Raw genomic sequence first — 14,978 nt, forward strand, 5'->3', positions numbered from 1 at the left:
GTGACCGGCCCCTTCTGGGATACAAACAGGATGACTGTATGTTCCCGGAAGGCGGGTGGCCGGTCAAGGGGCGAAGGGCCTCGATCGGCCGCTGCGGCCGTGCTGGCCTAGACTTCGACGTCGCCATGAACCCTGATCGCCGAACCCAAGCCGAACGCTCGGCCGCCACGCGCGCCGCGGTCATCCGCGCCGGGCGGGAACTGTTCGGGCAGTTCGGCTATGGCGCGGTGAGTACCATCGCGGTCGCCGAGGCCGCCGGGGTCAGTCGCGGTGCGCTCTATCACCAGTTCTCCGAGAAGAAGGATCTGTTCGAGGCGGTCTTCGAGGACCTGGAACGCAGCCTGGTCGAGGTCATCGCCACCGCGGTCGCCGAGGCTCGGGCTCAGGATCCGATCGCGAGCCTGATCGTGGGCTGCCTGGCCTGGTTGCAGGCCTCGACCGCCACCGAGGTGCGGCGGATCGCGTTGCTCGACGCGCCCGCGGTGCTCGGGTGGAGCCGGTGGCGCGAGATCGAGCTGCGGCACACGATCGGCCTGGTGGAGAACGCGCTGGCCGGGGCCATGGCCGCCGGGCGGATCAGGAAACAGCCGGTGCGGCCGCTGGCGCTGGTGGTGGTGGGCGCGCTCGACGAGGCGGCACAGTTCCTCGCGAATTCCGGCGATGCCGCGGATACGGCGGCGGTGCGCGGGGTCATCGAGCAGCTCATCGCGGGACTCGCGGTCGACTAGGGGAGTGCCGGTCCGCTGGCTAATAGGTTAGCCTTGCCTAATGGCAACCGAGACTGTGTCCCGTCCGACCATGGTCTACGCGCCGCTGCGGGTCTGCCGCGCGGTGCGGCTGACCCCGCGCATGGTGCGCGTCACCCTCAGCTGTCAGGACCCGGCCGCGCTCGGCGACACGGGACCGGATCAGTACACGAAGCTGTTCTTCCCGCTGCCCGGCCAACAGCGGCCCGTCGTGCCGCCGCCGCTGGACGACGCCGGCGGCGTGATGAGCTGGTACCAGCGGTATCTCGCGATGCCCGACGGGATCCGCCCGCCGATGCGCACCTACACCATCCGGGCGCAGCGGCCCGAGATCGGCGAGCTGGACATCGATTTCGCGTTGCACGCCGAGCATGCGGGACCGGCCTCCGGCTGGGCGTCGACCGCGGTGCCCGGCGACGAGATCGGCCTGCTCTGCCCGCCGCACGCGCTCTACACTCCGCCGCCGGATCCCGCCTGGCAGTTGCTGATCGGCGACGAGACCGCGATTCCGGCCATCGGCGCGATCATCGAGCGCCTCGAGCCCGGCGCACCGGTCCGCGCGTTCATCGAGGTCGCCGGCCCTGCCGACGAGCAGCGGTTCGCGACGCGCGGCGAGGTGCGCATCCACTGGGTGCACCGCGGTGCGCGCCCGCACGGCGCGGCTGTGGTGGACGCGGTGTGCGCCGCCGAATTCCCCACGGGCGCATCCTATGCGTGGATCTCCGGCGAGGCCGAGCTGGTGAAACTCACCCGCCGCAATCTCGTGCGCGAGCGCGGCATCGACAAGGGCGCCATCACCTTCACCGGCTACTGGCGGCAGGGTCGCACCGAGGAGGACAACGGCCGCGAGAAGGTGCGCCGTGCCGCCGCCGGGGAACCGCTCGTCGACGAGGACTGATCCCCGGCCGTCGGCCGCACGGTCTGTGATGCCACTAATAGTTATCGCACTAACTATTAGTGGCATAATAGTGTGCGGACGAAGGAAGGTGGTGGACGATGCAGGAGCTCGACGACCCGTTGCGGCTCGATCGGCAGGTGTGTTTCGCCCTGGCGGTGGCCAACCGATCGGTGCTGGCGGTCTACCGCCCACTGCTCGAACCGCTCGGCCTGACGCATCCGCAATACTTGGTGATGCTGGCCCTGTGGGGCGAGGCGCCGATGTCGGTGAAAGCGGTCGCCGAGGCGATCCAGCTCGACTCGGCGACGCTGTCGCCGCTGCTCAAGCGGCTGGAATCGGCCGGCCTCATCACCCGTCGCCGCGATCCGCACGACGAGCGAACGTTGCACATCGACCTCACCGACGCGGGCTGTGACCTGCGTCGGCGGGCCGAGGAGATCCCGCCCGCCGTCGTCGACCGGCTCGGCGTGAGCCTGGCGGATCTGGAAGAATTACGCGATGTCCTCGGCCGGGTCAACGCGGCCGCGCGGCGCGCATCGGACGTGAGGGAGCATCTATGACCGCCTCGACCCCCAATCTCTGGCAGCGCGTGCGCTACATCACCGGCGGCACGCTGCCGCCCTCGATGTCGGACTGGGTCCTGGCCGACCTGACCGGCCCCGGCGCCACCCGCCGCTACCTGATGCGTTTCCTGCTCCCCGTTCTGCCGATCCTGTGCCTGTTCCTGCTGGTCCCGGGTCCCCTCTGGATAGGGCTGTCGATGATGGCCCTGCTCTACCTGCCGCTGGTCTACTTCACCGTCGCCCTGGTCTACGTCTACCGGCGCCACCGCCTGGTCAGCCACGGTTTCGACCCCGAACTGGCCGACGAGGCCGAGCGCCGCCGCGCCGAGGCCGAGCGCGCCGCCTACGAGAGCCGCCACCCGCGCGGCTGAGCGAACCTCGACCATCGCGACACCGTGCTCACCGGCGCCGAGCGGGCCGAGGGCAAGACCCTCGCCTGCGTATCATGGTGCGACGGTGGAACTCTCGTCCTCGACCTGTGAGAGCGGGCGACCGGTGGCGGCGCCGAGCATGGTCTCGAGCTCGGCGAGCACCTCGTCGAGCGGCTCGGTGGAGCGGTCGACGCGGCACAGGATGACCGCACCCTCCACGGCCGCGATCGCCATCGTGGCCAGGCGGCCCGCGCGCACCGGGTCGACGCCGTCGGCGGCGAGGGCCGCGTCCAGCGCGCGATGCCAGCGGCGCAGGATCTCGGCGATCTCCGGTCGCAGATGCCGGTCCTCGGAGGAGCCGCCCACCGCGACCGAGACCACCGGGCAGCCCGCCTCGAAGTCGGAGGTGCGCAGGATCGAGGTCCAGAACTCGCCGATGCTGCGCAGCGCCGTGCGCGATCCGCGCGCCGCCGCCTGATCGATGATCGTGCCGATCGTGTCACCGGCGAGGGCCAGCGACTCGGTCATGATCTGGGCCCGGCCACCGGGGAAGTGGTGGTAGACCGACCCGCGCGGTGCGCCGCTGCGGGCGAGCACGGCGTCGACGGTCACCCCGGCCGCACCGCGTTCGCGCAGGAGTTCCACGGCGCTGTAGAGCATCTTCTGCCGGGTGTTGGTGCGGGCTCCCACGGGGACGGTCTCCTTCGGCGATCTCGGGTCGGGCAACTGTCATGGTAAGCGCCCGGTCACTATGTTATGTTGCATAGCATACTACTCGGGTGTGACGGCGATCTCTGTCACCGCGGCGAAGGATGTCCCCATGGTGGAAACGCAGCCGAAAGCGACCGCGTGCGTCCTGTGTGAATGCAACTGCGGCATCACCGTCGAATTGGACGGACGCAGGCTGGCGAAGATCCGCGGCGACAAGACGCACCCCGCGTCGGCGGGCTACACCTGTGAGAAGGCGATGCGTCTGGATCTGTACCAGAACGGCCCGCACCGTCTGACCACCCCGCTGAAGCGGCAGGCCGACGGCAGCTACCGCGAGATCGACTGGGACACCGCGCTCGACGAGATCGCCGCGCGCCTGGCCGCACTGCGCGACGAGCACGGCGGCGACACGATCTTCTTCTACGGCGGTGGGGGACAGGGCAATCACCTCGGCTCGGCCAACGCGCTCGCGCTGCGGGGCGCGCTCGGCTCGGGCTATCACTCGAATGCGCTGGCGCAGGAGAAGACCGGCGAGATCTGGGTCGACGGGCGTCTCTACGGCGGCCACACCAAGGGCGATTTCGAGCATGCCGAGGTGCTGGTCTTCGTCGGCAAGAATCCCTGGCAGTCGCACAGTTTCCCGCGGGCGCGCCCGATCCTCAAGCAGGTCGCGGGCGATCCGGCGCGCTCGATGGTGGTGATCGACCCGCGCGTCAGCGAGACCGCGGCCATGGCCGACTTCCATCTGCAGGTGGCACCCGGTCGCGACGCCTGGCTGATGGCGGCCTTGGTCGCGGTGATCATCCAGGAGGATCTGGTCGACGCCGAGTTCGTCGCCGCGCACACCGTCGGCTACGACGAGGTGCGCGCGGCGTTCCTGGACATCGACATTCCCGCGTTCGCCACGATCAGCGGCGTCGATGCCGACCGGCTCAGGGCCGCCGCCCGCCGGATCGCGACCGCGTCGAGCGTGTGTGTCTACGAGGATCTGGGCATCCAGCAGGCGCCCAACTCCACGCTGGTCTCCTACCTGAACAAACTGCTGTGGATCGTCACCGGCAACTTCGGACGACCCGGGACGATGTTCCTGCACTCGTCGTTCGCGCTGCTGGCGGGTGGATCGGGGACGCCATCGGGCCCACGCAAGCCTCCGAGCGCGCTGGACACACTGCGCAGGAAGGCGATGTCCCGTACGGTCACCGCGGTCGCGGGCGCTGTCGGGACGGTTGTGCCCGCGCTGGCCAGGATCGGCGCTCTGCGGCCCGGCGTCGAGGCGGGCGCGTCCGCGCTGCTCGACGCGGTGGTGCCGCTGGCAGGCGGCCTGCTCGCAGGCGGCGGCGGTGGTGGCGGCGGTCGGGTCACGCCGGTCACCGGGGCGAAGATCATCGGCGGGCTGGTGCCGTGCAATTCGATCGCCGACGAGATCCTCACCGATCACCCGAAACGGTTCCGCGCCTTGTGGATCGACTCGTCGAACCCGGCGCATTCGCTGCCGGACTCGCGGCGGTTCCGGGCCGCGATGCGAGCCACCGAGCTCTCGGTGGTGATCGATGTGGCGTTCACCGAGACGGCCAGGCAGGCCGATTACGTGCTGCCCGCCGCGAGCCAGTTCGAGAAGCCCGAGGCCACGTTCTTCAATTTCGAGTTCCCCCGCAACGTCTTCCACCTCCGCAAGCCGCTGCTGGAACCACTCGCGGGCACGCTGCCCGAACCGGAGATCTACGCGCGGCTGCTGCGCAGGCTGCGCGTGGTCGACGACGCGACCATCACCCGGCTGCGGCGTGCGGCCGAGACCGGCCGGGACACCTTCGGCGCGAGCTTCCTGGCGACCGTCGCCGCCGACCCCGCGCTGGGCAAGGTCGTCCCGTTCCTGCTCTACGAAACACTCGGGGCCACCCTCGATCCCACGGTGCGCGGGGCCGCGGTGCTGTGGGGCGTGAGCCAGCTGTGCGCGCTGTCGAATCCGACGGCGGTCGGTCGCGCGGGGTTCACCGGCGGTGGCCTCACGCCCGGGAACAAGCTGTTCGACGCCATCCTCGCCGCGCCGTCGGGTGTGGTGTTCACCGAAGACACCTGGGACGACGTGTGGCAGTACGTCAAACGCGAGGATCGCCGGTTCACCCTCGACGTCGACACCCTGCTCGACGAGGTGCGCGCGCTACCCACCGCGCGCACGGCCTGGACGACGCCGGAGTTCCCGCTGGTCCTCGCCGCGGGCGAACGCCGGTCCTTCACCGCCAACACCATCTTCCGCAATCCGGATTGGCGCCGCCGCGACCGCGACGGCCATCTGCGGATCAGCGCCGACGACGCCGCGGCGGCCGGAGTGTCCGACGGTGACCGGGCCCGCCTGGTCACCGAAACCGGAACGGCCACCGTGACGGTCGAGATCAGCGACATGATGCGCGCGGGCAATATCGCCCTGCCCAACGGGCACGGCCTGGACTTCCCGGCCGGCGACGGCACCGTCACCAGCGCGGGGGTGTCGCCGAACGAACTGACCAGTACCGCCCACAAGGACGCCTTCGCGGGCACGCCGTGGCACAAGCACGTGCCCGCGCGCCTGGAAGCGCTGTAGCGCGCGGCTCAGCGCGGCGCGCGTACCGTCGCCAGCACCTTCCACGCCTGCAGTGCCGCACCGAGATCGCGGACCGCGGCGGGATCGGTGAGCGAACGGCCGGTGAGCTTTTCGACGCGCCGCAGGCGATAGCGCACCGTATTGGCGTGCAGATAGAGCCGTTCACCGGTGGCGGTCGCGGAACCGCCTGCGGCGAACCAGGTGTCGAGGGTTTCCAGCAGGCGTCCGCGTTCGTCGTGGGGGAGGGCCAGTACCTCGCGCAGGCGCATGTCGACCATGTGCGCCGCCTCCACCGGCGCGGCGGCGACCACCATGCCCAGGGGGTTGTCGTCGAATCGGGCGACACCGGAGGCGCGATCGGCGAGACCGACCAGGGCCAGGCGCGCGAAGTGCCACGCCTGCGGCGTCTCGGTGAGCGACTCGTACGGTGGGCTCATGCCGATGCGGGCCCGGTGTTTGCGCAACGCGGCCAGCGCGGCCGACTCACGGTCCGCGGTGAGCGCCAGTACGCCGATCTGCTGATCGGGCTGGAGCCGCCAGGCGGAGGTGATCCGGGCGTGGCGCAGGGTCGACTCGATGCCGGGGAGCGCCTCGCGGCCGGCGGCGCTGACCTCCGCGGCCACCACGACGTAGCGGCCGCGCGGCGGCAGGCCGAGGATGCGGGTGGCCTCGCCGAGCGTGGCCGGATCGGCGATGACACCGGTGAACAGCGCCTCCACCAGCACCGAGCGCTCGTGCTCGCGTTGCAGCATGAGCTCCGAACTCATCTCCCGATACGCGGCGGCGACGGCGACGGAGTAGTCGCCTGCCAGCGCCCACACCTCGGCGCCCAGATCGACCAGCACGGCGTCGGTGACCGCCGGATGCCGCCTGGCCTCGGCGACCAGCTCCGACCACAGGAATTCGAACCCGATCCGGAAGGCGTGCAGGGTCTCGGCCAGCGGCACCCCCTGCTGGGCGCGCAGCCTGCCCGTCTCCTTCGGTGGTTCGGGATCCACCGGCTCGTCGGTGGTGAAGTGCTGCACCATCAGCGTCAGATTGCGGGTGCAGGAGGTGTGGATGGTCGCGAACGGCACCAGGTTCTCGTCGCGGTAGGTGTCGAGTTCGGCGACGAAGCGCCGGGCCATGCGCAGCCCGAGGTCGTCGATGCGGGCGAGCAGCGCCGCGGCGACGTCGGCGATCGGGCCTGGCGGCGATGTTCGAGCCATTTGCGCAGCTTACCGGGGGTGCCGTTGTTCCCGCGGACAATGGTTTCGTGGCGATGTTGTCCGGCGATCCATGGGATCGGCGTCACAGCGGTGCGACCATTTTCCGCATGTCGATGCCCGCTCTGAGCGAGAACCTGACGCGCAGCGCGCTGCGCCACCCGAACCGTCCCGCGCTGCGCTCGGGCACGACCGTGCTCACCTACGACGAACTCGACGAACGCACCGCCCGCGTCGCCGCGTTCCTGCACGATCGCGGCATCGCGGCCGGGGATCGAGTGGCGCTGATGCTGCCGAATGTGCCCGAGTTCGTCGTGCTGTACTACGGCATCCTGCGCGCGGGCGCGGTCGTGGTGCCGATGAACCCGCTGCTGAAAGCGCGCGAAGTCGCCTATTACCTGCGGGATTCGGCGGCGGTGCTGCTGCTGGACTGGGCCGGTGGACCGGGCGAGGGGCCGCAGGGCGCGCGGGACGCGGAGACGGCGGCGCTCACGATCGATGCCGACGGGCTGGCCGAACTGCTCGCCGGGCACGATCCTCGCCGCGACGATCGCTCGGTCGCCGCTGACGAACCCGCGGTGATCCTCTACACCTCCGGCACCACCGGGACGCCCAAAGGCGCCGCGCTCTCGCATGCCGGGCTGATCCACAACGCCGACGTCTACGCCGTGACCGTGCTCGACATCGGCGTCGACGACGTGATCCTCGGGTGCCTGCCGCTGTTCCACACCTTCGGCCAGACCTGCGCGATGAACACGGCGATCCGCAGCGGCGCCTGCCTGGCGCTGGTGCCGCGCTTCGAGCCCGGCGCGGTCTTCGAGACGATCGCGCGCGATGGGGTCACCGTGTTCGCCGGTGTGCCGACGATGTATTCGGCGCTGCTGCACGATCCGGGCGCGGCCGCGGCGGACGTGTCGACCTTGCGCCGCTGTGTCTCCGGCGGCGCCTCGCTGCCGGTGGAGTTGCTGCGCGGCTTCGAACAGCGCTTCGGCTGTGTGATTCTCGAGGGCTACGGCCTGTCGGAGACGAGTCCGGTCGTCGCGTTCAACCACGCGGGGCAGGTGCGTAAGCCGGGCTCGATCGGTACACCGATCCGCGATGTCGAGGTCGACCTCGTCGACCGGATCGACGACGTCGGGGAGATCGCGGTGCGCGGCCCCAACCTGATGCTGGGCTACTGGGGCCGCCCCGCCGACACCGCCGCCGCGATCCCCGACGGCTGGTTCCGCACCGGTGACCTCGCCCGCCGCGACGACGACGGCTACCTCTACATCGTCGACCGCAAGAAGGACATGATCATTCGCGGCGGCTACAACGTCTACCCGCGCGAGATCGAGGAGGTGCTCTACGAGCATCCCGAGATCGTCCAGGCGGCGGTGATCGGCATCGCCGACGCGCATCTGGGCGAGGAGATCGTGGCCGCGGTCGCCCTGCGCGAGGGCGCGACCAGCACCGGCGAGCAGATCCAGGAGTTCGTCCGGGACCGGGTCGCCGCCTACAAGTACCCGCGCCAGGTGTGGTTGCTCGACGCGCTGCCGACCGGGCCGACCGGCAAGATCCTCAAACGCGCCATCGCCCGGCCGTGAAACCCGATCTCGCACAGCACTGTTCGCACATCACACAGGAGTGATCCATGTTCACCTACCCCAGCAGCGACGGCACGACCATCCACGTCCGCTCCTGGCTGCCGGCCGGGGACGACGTCACCGGCGTGGTCCAGATCGCGCACGGCATGGGCGAATACGCCGCGCGCTACAGCCATCTCGCCGAACGCCTCGCCGGTCTGGGCTATGCCGTCTACGCGGCCGACCATCGCGGACACGGCCACAGCATGGCGGGCGCGCCCGGTGACCTCGGGGCCAACGGCTGGAACCTGCTGGTCGATGACATGGCCGCGCTCACCGCGATCCTGCACGAGACCCATCCCGGGCGGCGCGTGGTGTTGTTCGGGCACAGTCTGGGCTCGTTCGCGGTCCAGCAGTATCTGCTCGATCACGACGCGCTGGTCGACGCCGCCGTGCTGTGCGGCACCACCGCGGTCGACGAGCTGTTCGTCGAGATCGCCGCCGCCGACGGCGATCTGCTCGGCCTGTTCAACCGGGAGTTCCAGCCCGTGCGCACCACCGCCGACTGGCTCAGCCGCGACGAGGCCCAGGTCGACGCCTATCTGGCCCACCCGTGGTGCGGCTTCGAGATCGACGCGGCGAACATGGCGCTGCTGGCGCGGGCAGGCACCGAACGGCTCGCCCGGCCACGCGGCATCAGGACCGACCTGCCGCTGTACGTCATGGTCGGTGACCGCGACCCGCTCACCGTCGGTGCGCGCCTGAGCGCGCTGCAGGTCGAGCGCTATCGCGACGCCGGGCTCACCGACGTCACCTACCGCGTCTATCCGAACGCCCGCCACGAGATCCTCAACGAGATCAACCGCGACGAGGTGGAGAACGAACTCATCGCGTGGATCTCGCGCCGGAGCTAGGGGATCCGGGCCATCCCGCACAGCATCGAGACCGCTTCCTTGCGCGGATGCGGACGCCATTCGGTGGGCCGCCAATCGATCACCGAGGTGATGCCCGGCGAGACGAGCTCCAGGCCGTCGAAGAAGCGGGTGAATTCGGCGGTCGAGCGGAGCCGGAACGGGACGCCGCTGCGCTCGTTGGCGTCGATGGCCGCCTCGAGGTCCTCGGCCGACAGGTGGTCGTTCGTGGCGTGGGTCATGGTGAGGTAGCTGCCCGAGGGCAGCGCGGCGCACAGCTCCCGCACCACGTCGTAGGGGCGCATCTCGTCGGTGAGGAAGTGCAGCACCGCGCAGAGCATCAGGGCCACCGGCTGGTCGAGGTCGAGGGTGCCGCGCAGGGCCGGGTGCTCGAGGATCGAGGCGGGGTCGCGCAGGTCGGCGTCGATATAGGCGGTCGCGCCGCTCGGGGAGCTCACCAGCAGGTCGCGGGCGTGGTAGAGGACGATCGGGTCGTTGTCGACGTAGACCACCCGGGATTCCGGGGCGATCGCCTGCGCGAGTTGGTGGACATTGCCCGCGGTCGGCAGGCCGGTGCCGACGTCGAGGAACTGGCGGAAGCCCACCGTCTCCACCAGGTAGGGAATCGCGCGACGAAGAAAACCGCGGTTCTCCAGGACGGCGAAATGGATGGAGGGAAACGCCTCCGCGACGGCGTCGGCCGACCTGCGGTCCGCTTCGAAATGAGCGCTGCCGCCCAGCCAGTAGTCGTACCGGCGGGCCGGGTGTGGTTTGGTGACGTCCACCCGGTCGGCGGCGGCTTCGAAGTCCACGGCGCACTTCCTTTCTCTCGGCTACGGTCGTCCTGTCAGCCCGACTCGAGACCGGTGGTGGCGTGGCTGGTCCCGCCGCCGCGAAAGGCACGGCCATGCCCCTGCAGTTCAGCCCCTACGACTTCGCTGTCCATGCCGATCCGTATCCGTACTATGCCAGGTTGCGCAGCGAGTCCCCTGTCTACCGCAACGACACCGACGACTTCTGGGCGTTGTCGCGGCACGCCGACGTCCGGGCGGCGTTGCGCGATTCCGATCGCTTCTCCAGCGCCAACGGCCTGCGCATGGAACCGGCGTTCTGGGGACCGCAGGCGGAGAAGTTCTTCTCGTTCGTGGCGATGGACCCGCCCAAGCACACCAGGATGCGCGAACTCGTCGTCCGCGCGTTCACCCAGCGCCGGGTGCAGAGCCTCGAGCCGCGGCTGCGCGAGATCGCCCGCCGCACTCTGCGACCGCTGCTCGAGGGCGGCAGCTTCGACCTGATCGCCGACTTCGCCGGTCCCTTCCCGACCGACGTGATCTCCGAGCTGGTCGGCGTGCCGGAGGAGGACCGGGAGCTGCTGCGCAAGCTCGGCATGGAGATCATGTACACCGACGCCGAGTCGACCGATCTGCGCCCGGAGGCGATGGCCGCCATCGGGGCACTGGTCGGGTACTACACGGAGCTGACCATCGCCCGCAGCCGGCAGCGGACCGGTGATCTGCTCTCGGGTCTGCTCGACGCCGCCGACGGCGACGACCGGCTCACTCCCGAGGAGATCGTCGGGGTGCTGATCCTGCTCGTCGGGGCGGGCATCGAGACGGTCATGCTGACCCTCGGCAACGCCTGGCACAGCGCCGCGCTGCACCCCGAGCAGCGCCGCGCCGCTTTCGACGGCCGCATCGACGACTGGATCGCGGAGTCCATGCGCTACGACCCGGCCACCCAGTCCCAGCTGCGCACCACGACCACGCCGATCGAGCTGCACGGCGTCGAGATCCCCGCTCAGGCCCGGATCCTGCTGCTGACCGGCTCGGCGCATCGCGACGAGGCGATCTTCGCCGATCCCGACACCTTCGATCTGGACCGCGACACCAGTGCCTCGCTGGCCTTCGGCGCCGGCCGTCACCACTGCCTGGGTATGAATCTGGCCCAGCTGGAGCTGCGGGTGGCGCTGCAGGAGATCGTCGCCGCGGTGGCCGACTACGAGATCGACACCGACAACCTCGTGCGGATCCACTCGTCGAACAACCGCGGCTTCGCCGCGCTGCCGACCACGGTCACGCTGCGCTGATCTCGCGTCCGGCCGCCGCGCTGCCTGCGCGGCGGCCGGATCGTACCGGTGATCCCACGCCCGGTCTCGCGGTTGTGTGATTGCTCCCAATATCGGGGTGAGGTGGTTGCGCCGTGCCGCGAAGACGTCGATGGTGAGTACCTGGGAAGACCAGTCTCACACACCAGTCGGTCGGATTCTGTGGGCCGAGTCGTAGGAATCGACATCGGAGTCGGTATGAATGCTGTGTTCGAGTGTCATCACGGATGGGTCGTCGACATCGTCGCCGACGACGACGCGCGCGACCCGATCGGCTGGCGGGCGCAGTGCTCCTGCGGCCGATGGCGTGGGCAGCCATGGCGGCGCTCGGCGCACCCACTCGGCCACGCTCCCGCCGAGCGTCGCCTGCACAGCCCGTCCGACCGGCTCGACCCCGCCCTGACCCGGCTGGTGCTCGAGGAGTGGGAGTGCCATCAGTTCGAGATGCGGGCGCTGATGCCGGTGCGGCTGGCCTTCCAGGATTCGGAGTCCGCGCGACAGCGGCTCGTCGAGGCCGTCCGCTTCGTCCGGGCGACGGGCGCGTCCTGGGAGTCGATCGGGCACGCGCTCGGCACCGACTCGGCGGAGCTCGCCGAGCAGTGGTTCGGCACCGGCGCCACGGTCTGAGTCAGAATCCGGCCAGACCGGAGGCGAGATCGCTGATGTCGAGGGTGGCCAGCACCTGGTCACGGACGTCCGGACAGCGCTCGATGGTGACGGTGTCGATCGCGCCCCGGTTGAGCGTGATCGCGGTGTTGATGGCGCCGTTGCGCAGCGCCCAGTTGTGCACGGTGCCGTTGTAGGACACCCGGGCGATGGCAGGCCCCTGCTGCTGCCAGTTGCCGATCTCGGCGCGCATCATGTCGCACAGCTCATCGGCGGCCGCGGTGCCGATTTCCGGCACCTGGGTGGGGGTGGGGCGGGTCGGGTCGACCGGTTCGGTACTCGTGCCGCACGCGGCGAGCGCGGCCGCGGCGAGAACGGTGAGTACCAGGCCGATGTGCCGGCGGGGACGATGTCCGCGCGATGTGCTGGTGATCATGAGAACTCCCTGATCGTGACGATCCGGATGTATTCAGGATGCCACGCTGAGCAGGGGCTCGCGGCCTTCGCGAAGTGCCGTGCGCGGCGGTCGGGAATCGAGTGGTCGGCTACTCGTGCCCGGCACCGGGCCACCCGCTCACGCTGAGGGATCAGCTGCATCCTTCCCGGGCGAGGTGACCCATGGATACCGAGAGCGAAACCCGTACAACCGCACGGTGCGAACAGGTGGCCGCCGCGGCGCGCCGGTTCGCCGACAGCGCGGCCGAGCGCGACGAGGTGACCCGCAAACGCCGGGTGGCCGAATCCGACGTCGTCGACACCGAGGAACAGATCCTCGCCCGCGCCGACCGGCTGCTGGCCGGCGGTGAGGTACCCGCCCAGGCGGTCATCGAACTGGGCAGGCAGGACCCGCTCGACAGCATCCGCTCGCTGGAGCGGGTCATCGGCTTCGCCAACGACCTGCAGGCCGTCAACTTCCTCACCCGCGGTACCCGCGCGGCCGCCGCCGTCGCCCGGATCTCGCTGTCCGACCACGGCCGTCGAGTGCCGATCGGCACCGGGTCGCTGGTCTCGCCGCAGCTGCTGCTCACCAACAACCACGTGCTGCCCAGCGTCGACGTCGCCGAATCGGTGATGATCGAATTCGCGGCCGAAGCCGGCATCGACAATGTGCCGACCCAGACGGTGCGTTTCGATCTCGCGCCGGGCGACTTCTTCGTCACCGACCGGCATCTGGACTACACCCTCGTGCGGGTGGCGCCGGGCGCCGATGGTACGGCCCCGGGTGACACGTTCGGCTGGAATCCGCTGATCGCCAAGCCGGGCAAGATCGTGATCGGGGAGGCGATGAACGTCGTCGGCCACCCGCTGGGCAGGCTCAAGGAGATCTCGATCCGGGACAACCGGCTCGATCTGCAGCTCGACGATTTCCTGCACTACACCTCCGACACCGAACCGGGGAACTCCGGTTCGCCGGTCTTCAACGATCAGTGGGAGATCGTCGCCGTGCACCACGCCGGCGTGCCCAAGAAGGACGGCCAGGGTCGGGTGCTGCGCAAGGACGCCCAGCCGTGGCAGGGCGGCGACGGTGACGACGCGATCGACTGGGTCGCCAATGAAGGCGTCCGCGTGAGCGTGCTGCTGCGCGATCTCGGCGCCCGCACGTTCGATCCCGCACAGCGCGCGCTGCTCGACGAACTCGGTCCCGCCGCGGGCCTGGCAGCAGCAGTCGTCGTCGACGCGACAGCCACTGCGCCACAGCCGGATTCGGCGGCCGAGACGATCGTGCGCGGCACCCGAGGCAGGCCGACCGCGTTCGGTGGCAAACGCAGCGTGGTGTTCCTGCACGGCCGCGGGCAGGAGGGCCGCGATCCGGCCGCGCTGCGACGCGCCTGGACCGCGGGCCTGAACAAGGGCCTCACCCTCGCGGAGCTGAGCCCGATCGATCCCGCCGACGTCCACTTCCCGTTCTACGGTGACCAGCTCGTCGCGAGCCTGGGCGCCCGCGAAGCGGTCGTCGAGACCGGATCGGAGCTGTACGAGAGCCTGGTCGCCGAGGCCGCCCAGCGCCTCGGGATGCCGACCGCGGCGGAGGCACCCGCCGACCCGATGGCCGAGGAGCGTTTCGGATTCGGTTCGGTCGTCCTGGGCCGGGTGCGCGACCAGCTCGGCTGGATCGCCGCGCGCAGCGGGCTGGACTCGCTGCTCATCGGGGCGATCTTCCGGGACGTCGCGGCCTACCTCGACGACGAGAAGGTCCGCAAAGGAGTGCTCGACACCGTGCTCGCCGACATGCCGACCAGCGACGAGCTCGTGCTGGTCAGCCACAGTCTGGGCACGGTGGTGGCGATGGATCTGCTCACCCAGCTGCCCCGGGAGCTGACCGTGCGCCTGCTCGTCACCGCGGGCAGTCCGCTGGGACTGGACGGGATCTACGGCAAGCTGCTCAGCGGCGGCCCGCACCGGCCGGAACGGGTCGGCGACTGGCTCAACACCTGGTACGCCGGCGACCCGATCGCCATCGGCTGCCCGCTGCGGCAGGCGTGGGGACCCGAGCTGCGGGATCTGCCCGTCGAGAACCCCAAGGAGCGGGCGCACGATATCGCCGAGTACCTCGCGCACGCGGCGGTGGCGGCGACGATCGGCCGCACGCTCACGGCGTGAACGGGCGCCGATCCAGGAACGCGGTGTCGGCGTTGATCGTGAACAGGTTCGAAAACCTGGTCCGGCGGCATCGCATTCATGATCCGCTGATGGAACTGCTCTCGGGCGAATCGCCCCGC

14 protein-coding genes are annotated in these 14,978 nt (G+C 70.1%); 10 read left to right on the forward strand and 4 right to left on the reverse strand.

The window, feature by feature from the left end:
• Window positions 1–125 precede the first annotated feature (125 nt).
• The 4 genes from NV348_RS29855 to NV348_RS29870 all read left to right on the forward strand — a co-directional run bounded on the left by NV348_RS29855 (window position 126) and on the right by NV348_RS29870 (window position 2,578).
• On the forward strand, window positions 126–728 hold the full coding sequence (locus NV348_RS29855) for a TetR/AcrR family transcriptional regulator (protein ID WP_447149832.1): 603 nt from the start codon (window positions 126–128) through the stop codon (window positions 726–728).
• Window positions 729–768: 40 nt separating this feature from the next.
• Window positions 769–1,644: a siderophore-interacting protein gene (locus NV348_RS29860; protein ID WP_447149833.1), complete on the forward strand. Its 876-nt coding sequence runs from the start codon at window positions 769–771 to the stop codon at window positions 1,642–1,644.
• A 98-nt stretch (window positions 1,645–1,742) separates the two neighbouring features.
• On the forward strand, window positions 1,743–2,204 hold the full coding sequence (locus tag NV348_RS29865; RefSeq protein ID WP_447149834.1) for a MarR family winged helix-turn-helix transcriptional regulator: 462 nt from the start codon (window positions 1,743–1,745) through the stop codon (window positions 2,202–2,204).
• Entirely contained in the window at window positions 2,201–2,578 is a 378-nt protein-coding gene (locus NV348_RS29870) for a DUF5313 family protein (RefSeq protein ID WP_447149835.1), read from the forward strand. The genes NV348_RS29865 and NV348_RS29870 overlap by 4 nt, the downstream gene beginning before the upstream one ends.
• A gap of 72 nt (window positions 2,579–2,650) precedes the next feature.
• Here the strand turns inward: NV348_RS29870 and NV348_RS29875 are convergent, their stop codons facing one another.
• Window positions 2,651–3,268 carry a TetR/AcrR family transcriptional regulator gene (locus NV348_RS29875; RefSeq protein WP_447149836.1) on the reverse strand — a complete coding sequence of 206 codons (618 nt, stop codon included), beginning with the start codon at window positions 3,266–3,268 and terminating at the stop codon, window positions 2,651–2,653.
• Window positions 3,269–3,398: 130 nt separating this feature from the next.
• On the opposite strand from NV348_RS29875, the gene NV348_RS29880 reads away from it, so the two are divergent.
• Entirely contained in the window at window positions 3,399–5,867 is a 2,469-nt protein-coding gene (locus NV348_RS29880; RefSeq protein ID WP_447149837.1) for a molybdopterin-dependent oxidoreductase, read from the forward strand.
• An 8-nt stretch (window positions 5,868–5,875) separates the two neighbouring features.
• Here NV348_RS29880 and NV348_RS29885 read toward each other — a convergent pair whose 3' ends face one another.
• A complete protein-coding gene (locus NV348_RS29885) occupies window positions 5,876–7,075 on the reverse strand; it encodes a PucR family transcriptional regulator (protein WP_447149838.1) in 1,200 nt (399 codons plus the stop codon).
• Window positions 7,076–7,188: 113 nt separating this feature from the next.
• Here NV348_RS29885 and NV348_RS29890 point away from each other — a divergent pair, with 113 nt between their 5' ends.
• The gene (locus NV348_RS29890; protein ID WP_447151185.1) at window positions 7,189–8,658 is read left to right on the forward strand and encodes a long-chain-fatty-acid--CoA ligase; all 1,470 of its coding nucleotides are present in this window, start codon (window positions 7,189–7,191) and stop codon (window positions 8,656–8,658) included.
• Window positions 8,659–8,705: 47 nt separating this feature from the next.
• Complete coding sequence (locus NV348_RS29895) at window positions 8,706–9,551, forward strand: alpha/beta fold hydrolase (RefSeq protein ID WP_447149839.1); 846 nt, start codon at window positions 8,706–8,708, stop codon at window positions 9,549–9,551.
• Here the strand turns inward: NV348_RS29895 and NV348_RS29900 are convergent.
• The gene (locus NV348_RS29900) at window positions 9,548–10,360 is read right to left on the reverse strand and encodes an SAM-dependent methyltransferase (RefSeq protein ID WP_447149840.1); all 813 of its coding nucleotides are present in this window, start codon (window positions 10,358–10,360) and stop codon (window positions 9,548–9,550) included. The two genes, NV348_RS29895 and NV348_RS29900, sit on opposite strands and share 4 nt — an antisense overlap.
• A gap of 95 nt (window positions 10,361–10,455) precedes the next feature.
• Between NV348_RS29900 and NV348_RS29905 the strand changes: the two genes are divergently transcribed.
• Together NV348_RS29905 and NV348_RS29910 are read left to right on the forward strand one after the other, a co-directional pair.
• Complete coding sequence (locus NV348_RS29905; RefSeq protein ID WP_447149841.1) at window positions 10,456–11,634, forward strand: cytochrome P450; 1,179 nt, start codon at window positions 10,456–10,458, stop codon at window positions 11,632–11,634.
• Window positions 11,635–11,850: 216 nt separating this feature from the next.
• On the forward strand, window positions 11,851–12,279 hold the full coding sequence (locus tag NV348_RS29910; protein WP_447149842.1) for a hypothetical protein: 429 nt from the start codon (window positions 11,851–11,853) through the stop codon (window positions 12,277–12,279).
• A 1-nt stretch (window position 12,280) separates the two neighbouring features.
• On the opposite strand, the gene NV348_RS29915 is transcribed toward NV348_RS29910, so the two are convergent.
• Entirely contained in the window at window positions 12,281–12,694 is a 414-nt protein-coding gene (locus NV348_RS29915) for a hypothetical protein (RefSeq protein WP_447149843.1), read from the reverse strand.
• A gap of 182 nt (window positions 12,695–12,876) precedes the next feature.
• On the opposite strand from NV348_RS29915, the gene NV348_RS29920 reads away from it, so the two are divergent.
• Window positions 12,877–14,859 (forward strand): trypsin-like serine peptidase, encoded by a 1,983-nt coding sequence (locus NV348_RS29920; RefSeq protein WP_447149844.1) that lies wholly within the window; start codon window positions 12,877–12,879, stop codon window positions 14,857–14,859.
• Window positions 14,860–14,978 lie beyond the last annotated feature (119 nt).

The sequence above is a fragment of the Nocardia fodinahabitans genome, assembly GCF_052983615.1.

Coding starts and splice junctions, on each gene's coding strand:
- NV348_RS29920 (WP_447149844.1), top strand. CDS start 12,877: ATGGATACCGAGAGCGAAACCCGTACAACCGCACGGTGCGAACAGGTG.
- NV348_RS29885 (WP_447149838.1), bottom strand. CDS start 7,075: ATGGCTCGAACATCGCCGCCAGGCCCGATCGCCGACGTCGCCGCGGCG.
- NV348_RS29915 (WP_447149843.1), bottom strand. CDS start 12,694: ATGATCACCAGCACATCGCGCGGACATCGTCCCCGCCGGCACATCGGC.
- NV348_RS29895 (WP_447149839.1), top strand. CDS start 8,706: ATGTTCACCTACCCCAGCAGCGACGGCACGACCATCCACGTCCGCTCC.
- NV348_RS29855 (WP_447149832.1), top strand. CDS start 126: ATGAACCCTGATCGCCGAACCCAAGCCGAACGCTCGGCCGCCACGCGC.
- NV348_RS29910 (WP_447149842.1), top strand. CDS start 11,851: ATGAATGCTGTGTTCGAGTGTCATCACGGATGGGTCGTCGACATCGTC.
- NV348_RS29865 (WP_447149834.1), top strand. CDS start 1,743: ATGCAGGAGCTCGACGACCCGTTGCGGCTCGATCGGCAGGTGTGTTTC.
- NV348_RS29880 (WP_447149837.1), top strand. CDS start 3,399: ATGGTGGAAACGCAGCCGAAAGCGACCGCGTGCGTCCTGTGTGAATGC.
- NV348_RS29860 (WP_447149833.1), top strand. CDS start 769: ATGGCAACCGAGACTGTGTCCCGTCCGACCATGGTCTACGCGCCGCTG.
- NV348_RS29890 (WP_447151185.1), top strand. CDS start 7,189: ATGCCCGCTCTGAGCGAGAACCTGACGCGCAGCGCGCTGCGCCACCCG.
- NV348_RS29905 (WP_447149841.1), top strand. CDS start 10,456: ATGCCCCTGCAGTTCAGCCCCTACGACTTCGCTGTCCATGCCGATCCG.
- NV348_RS29870 (WP_447149835.1), top strand. CDS start 2,201: ATGACCGCCTCGACCCCCAATCTCTGGCAGCGCGTGCGCTACATCACC.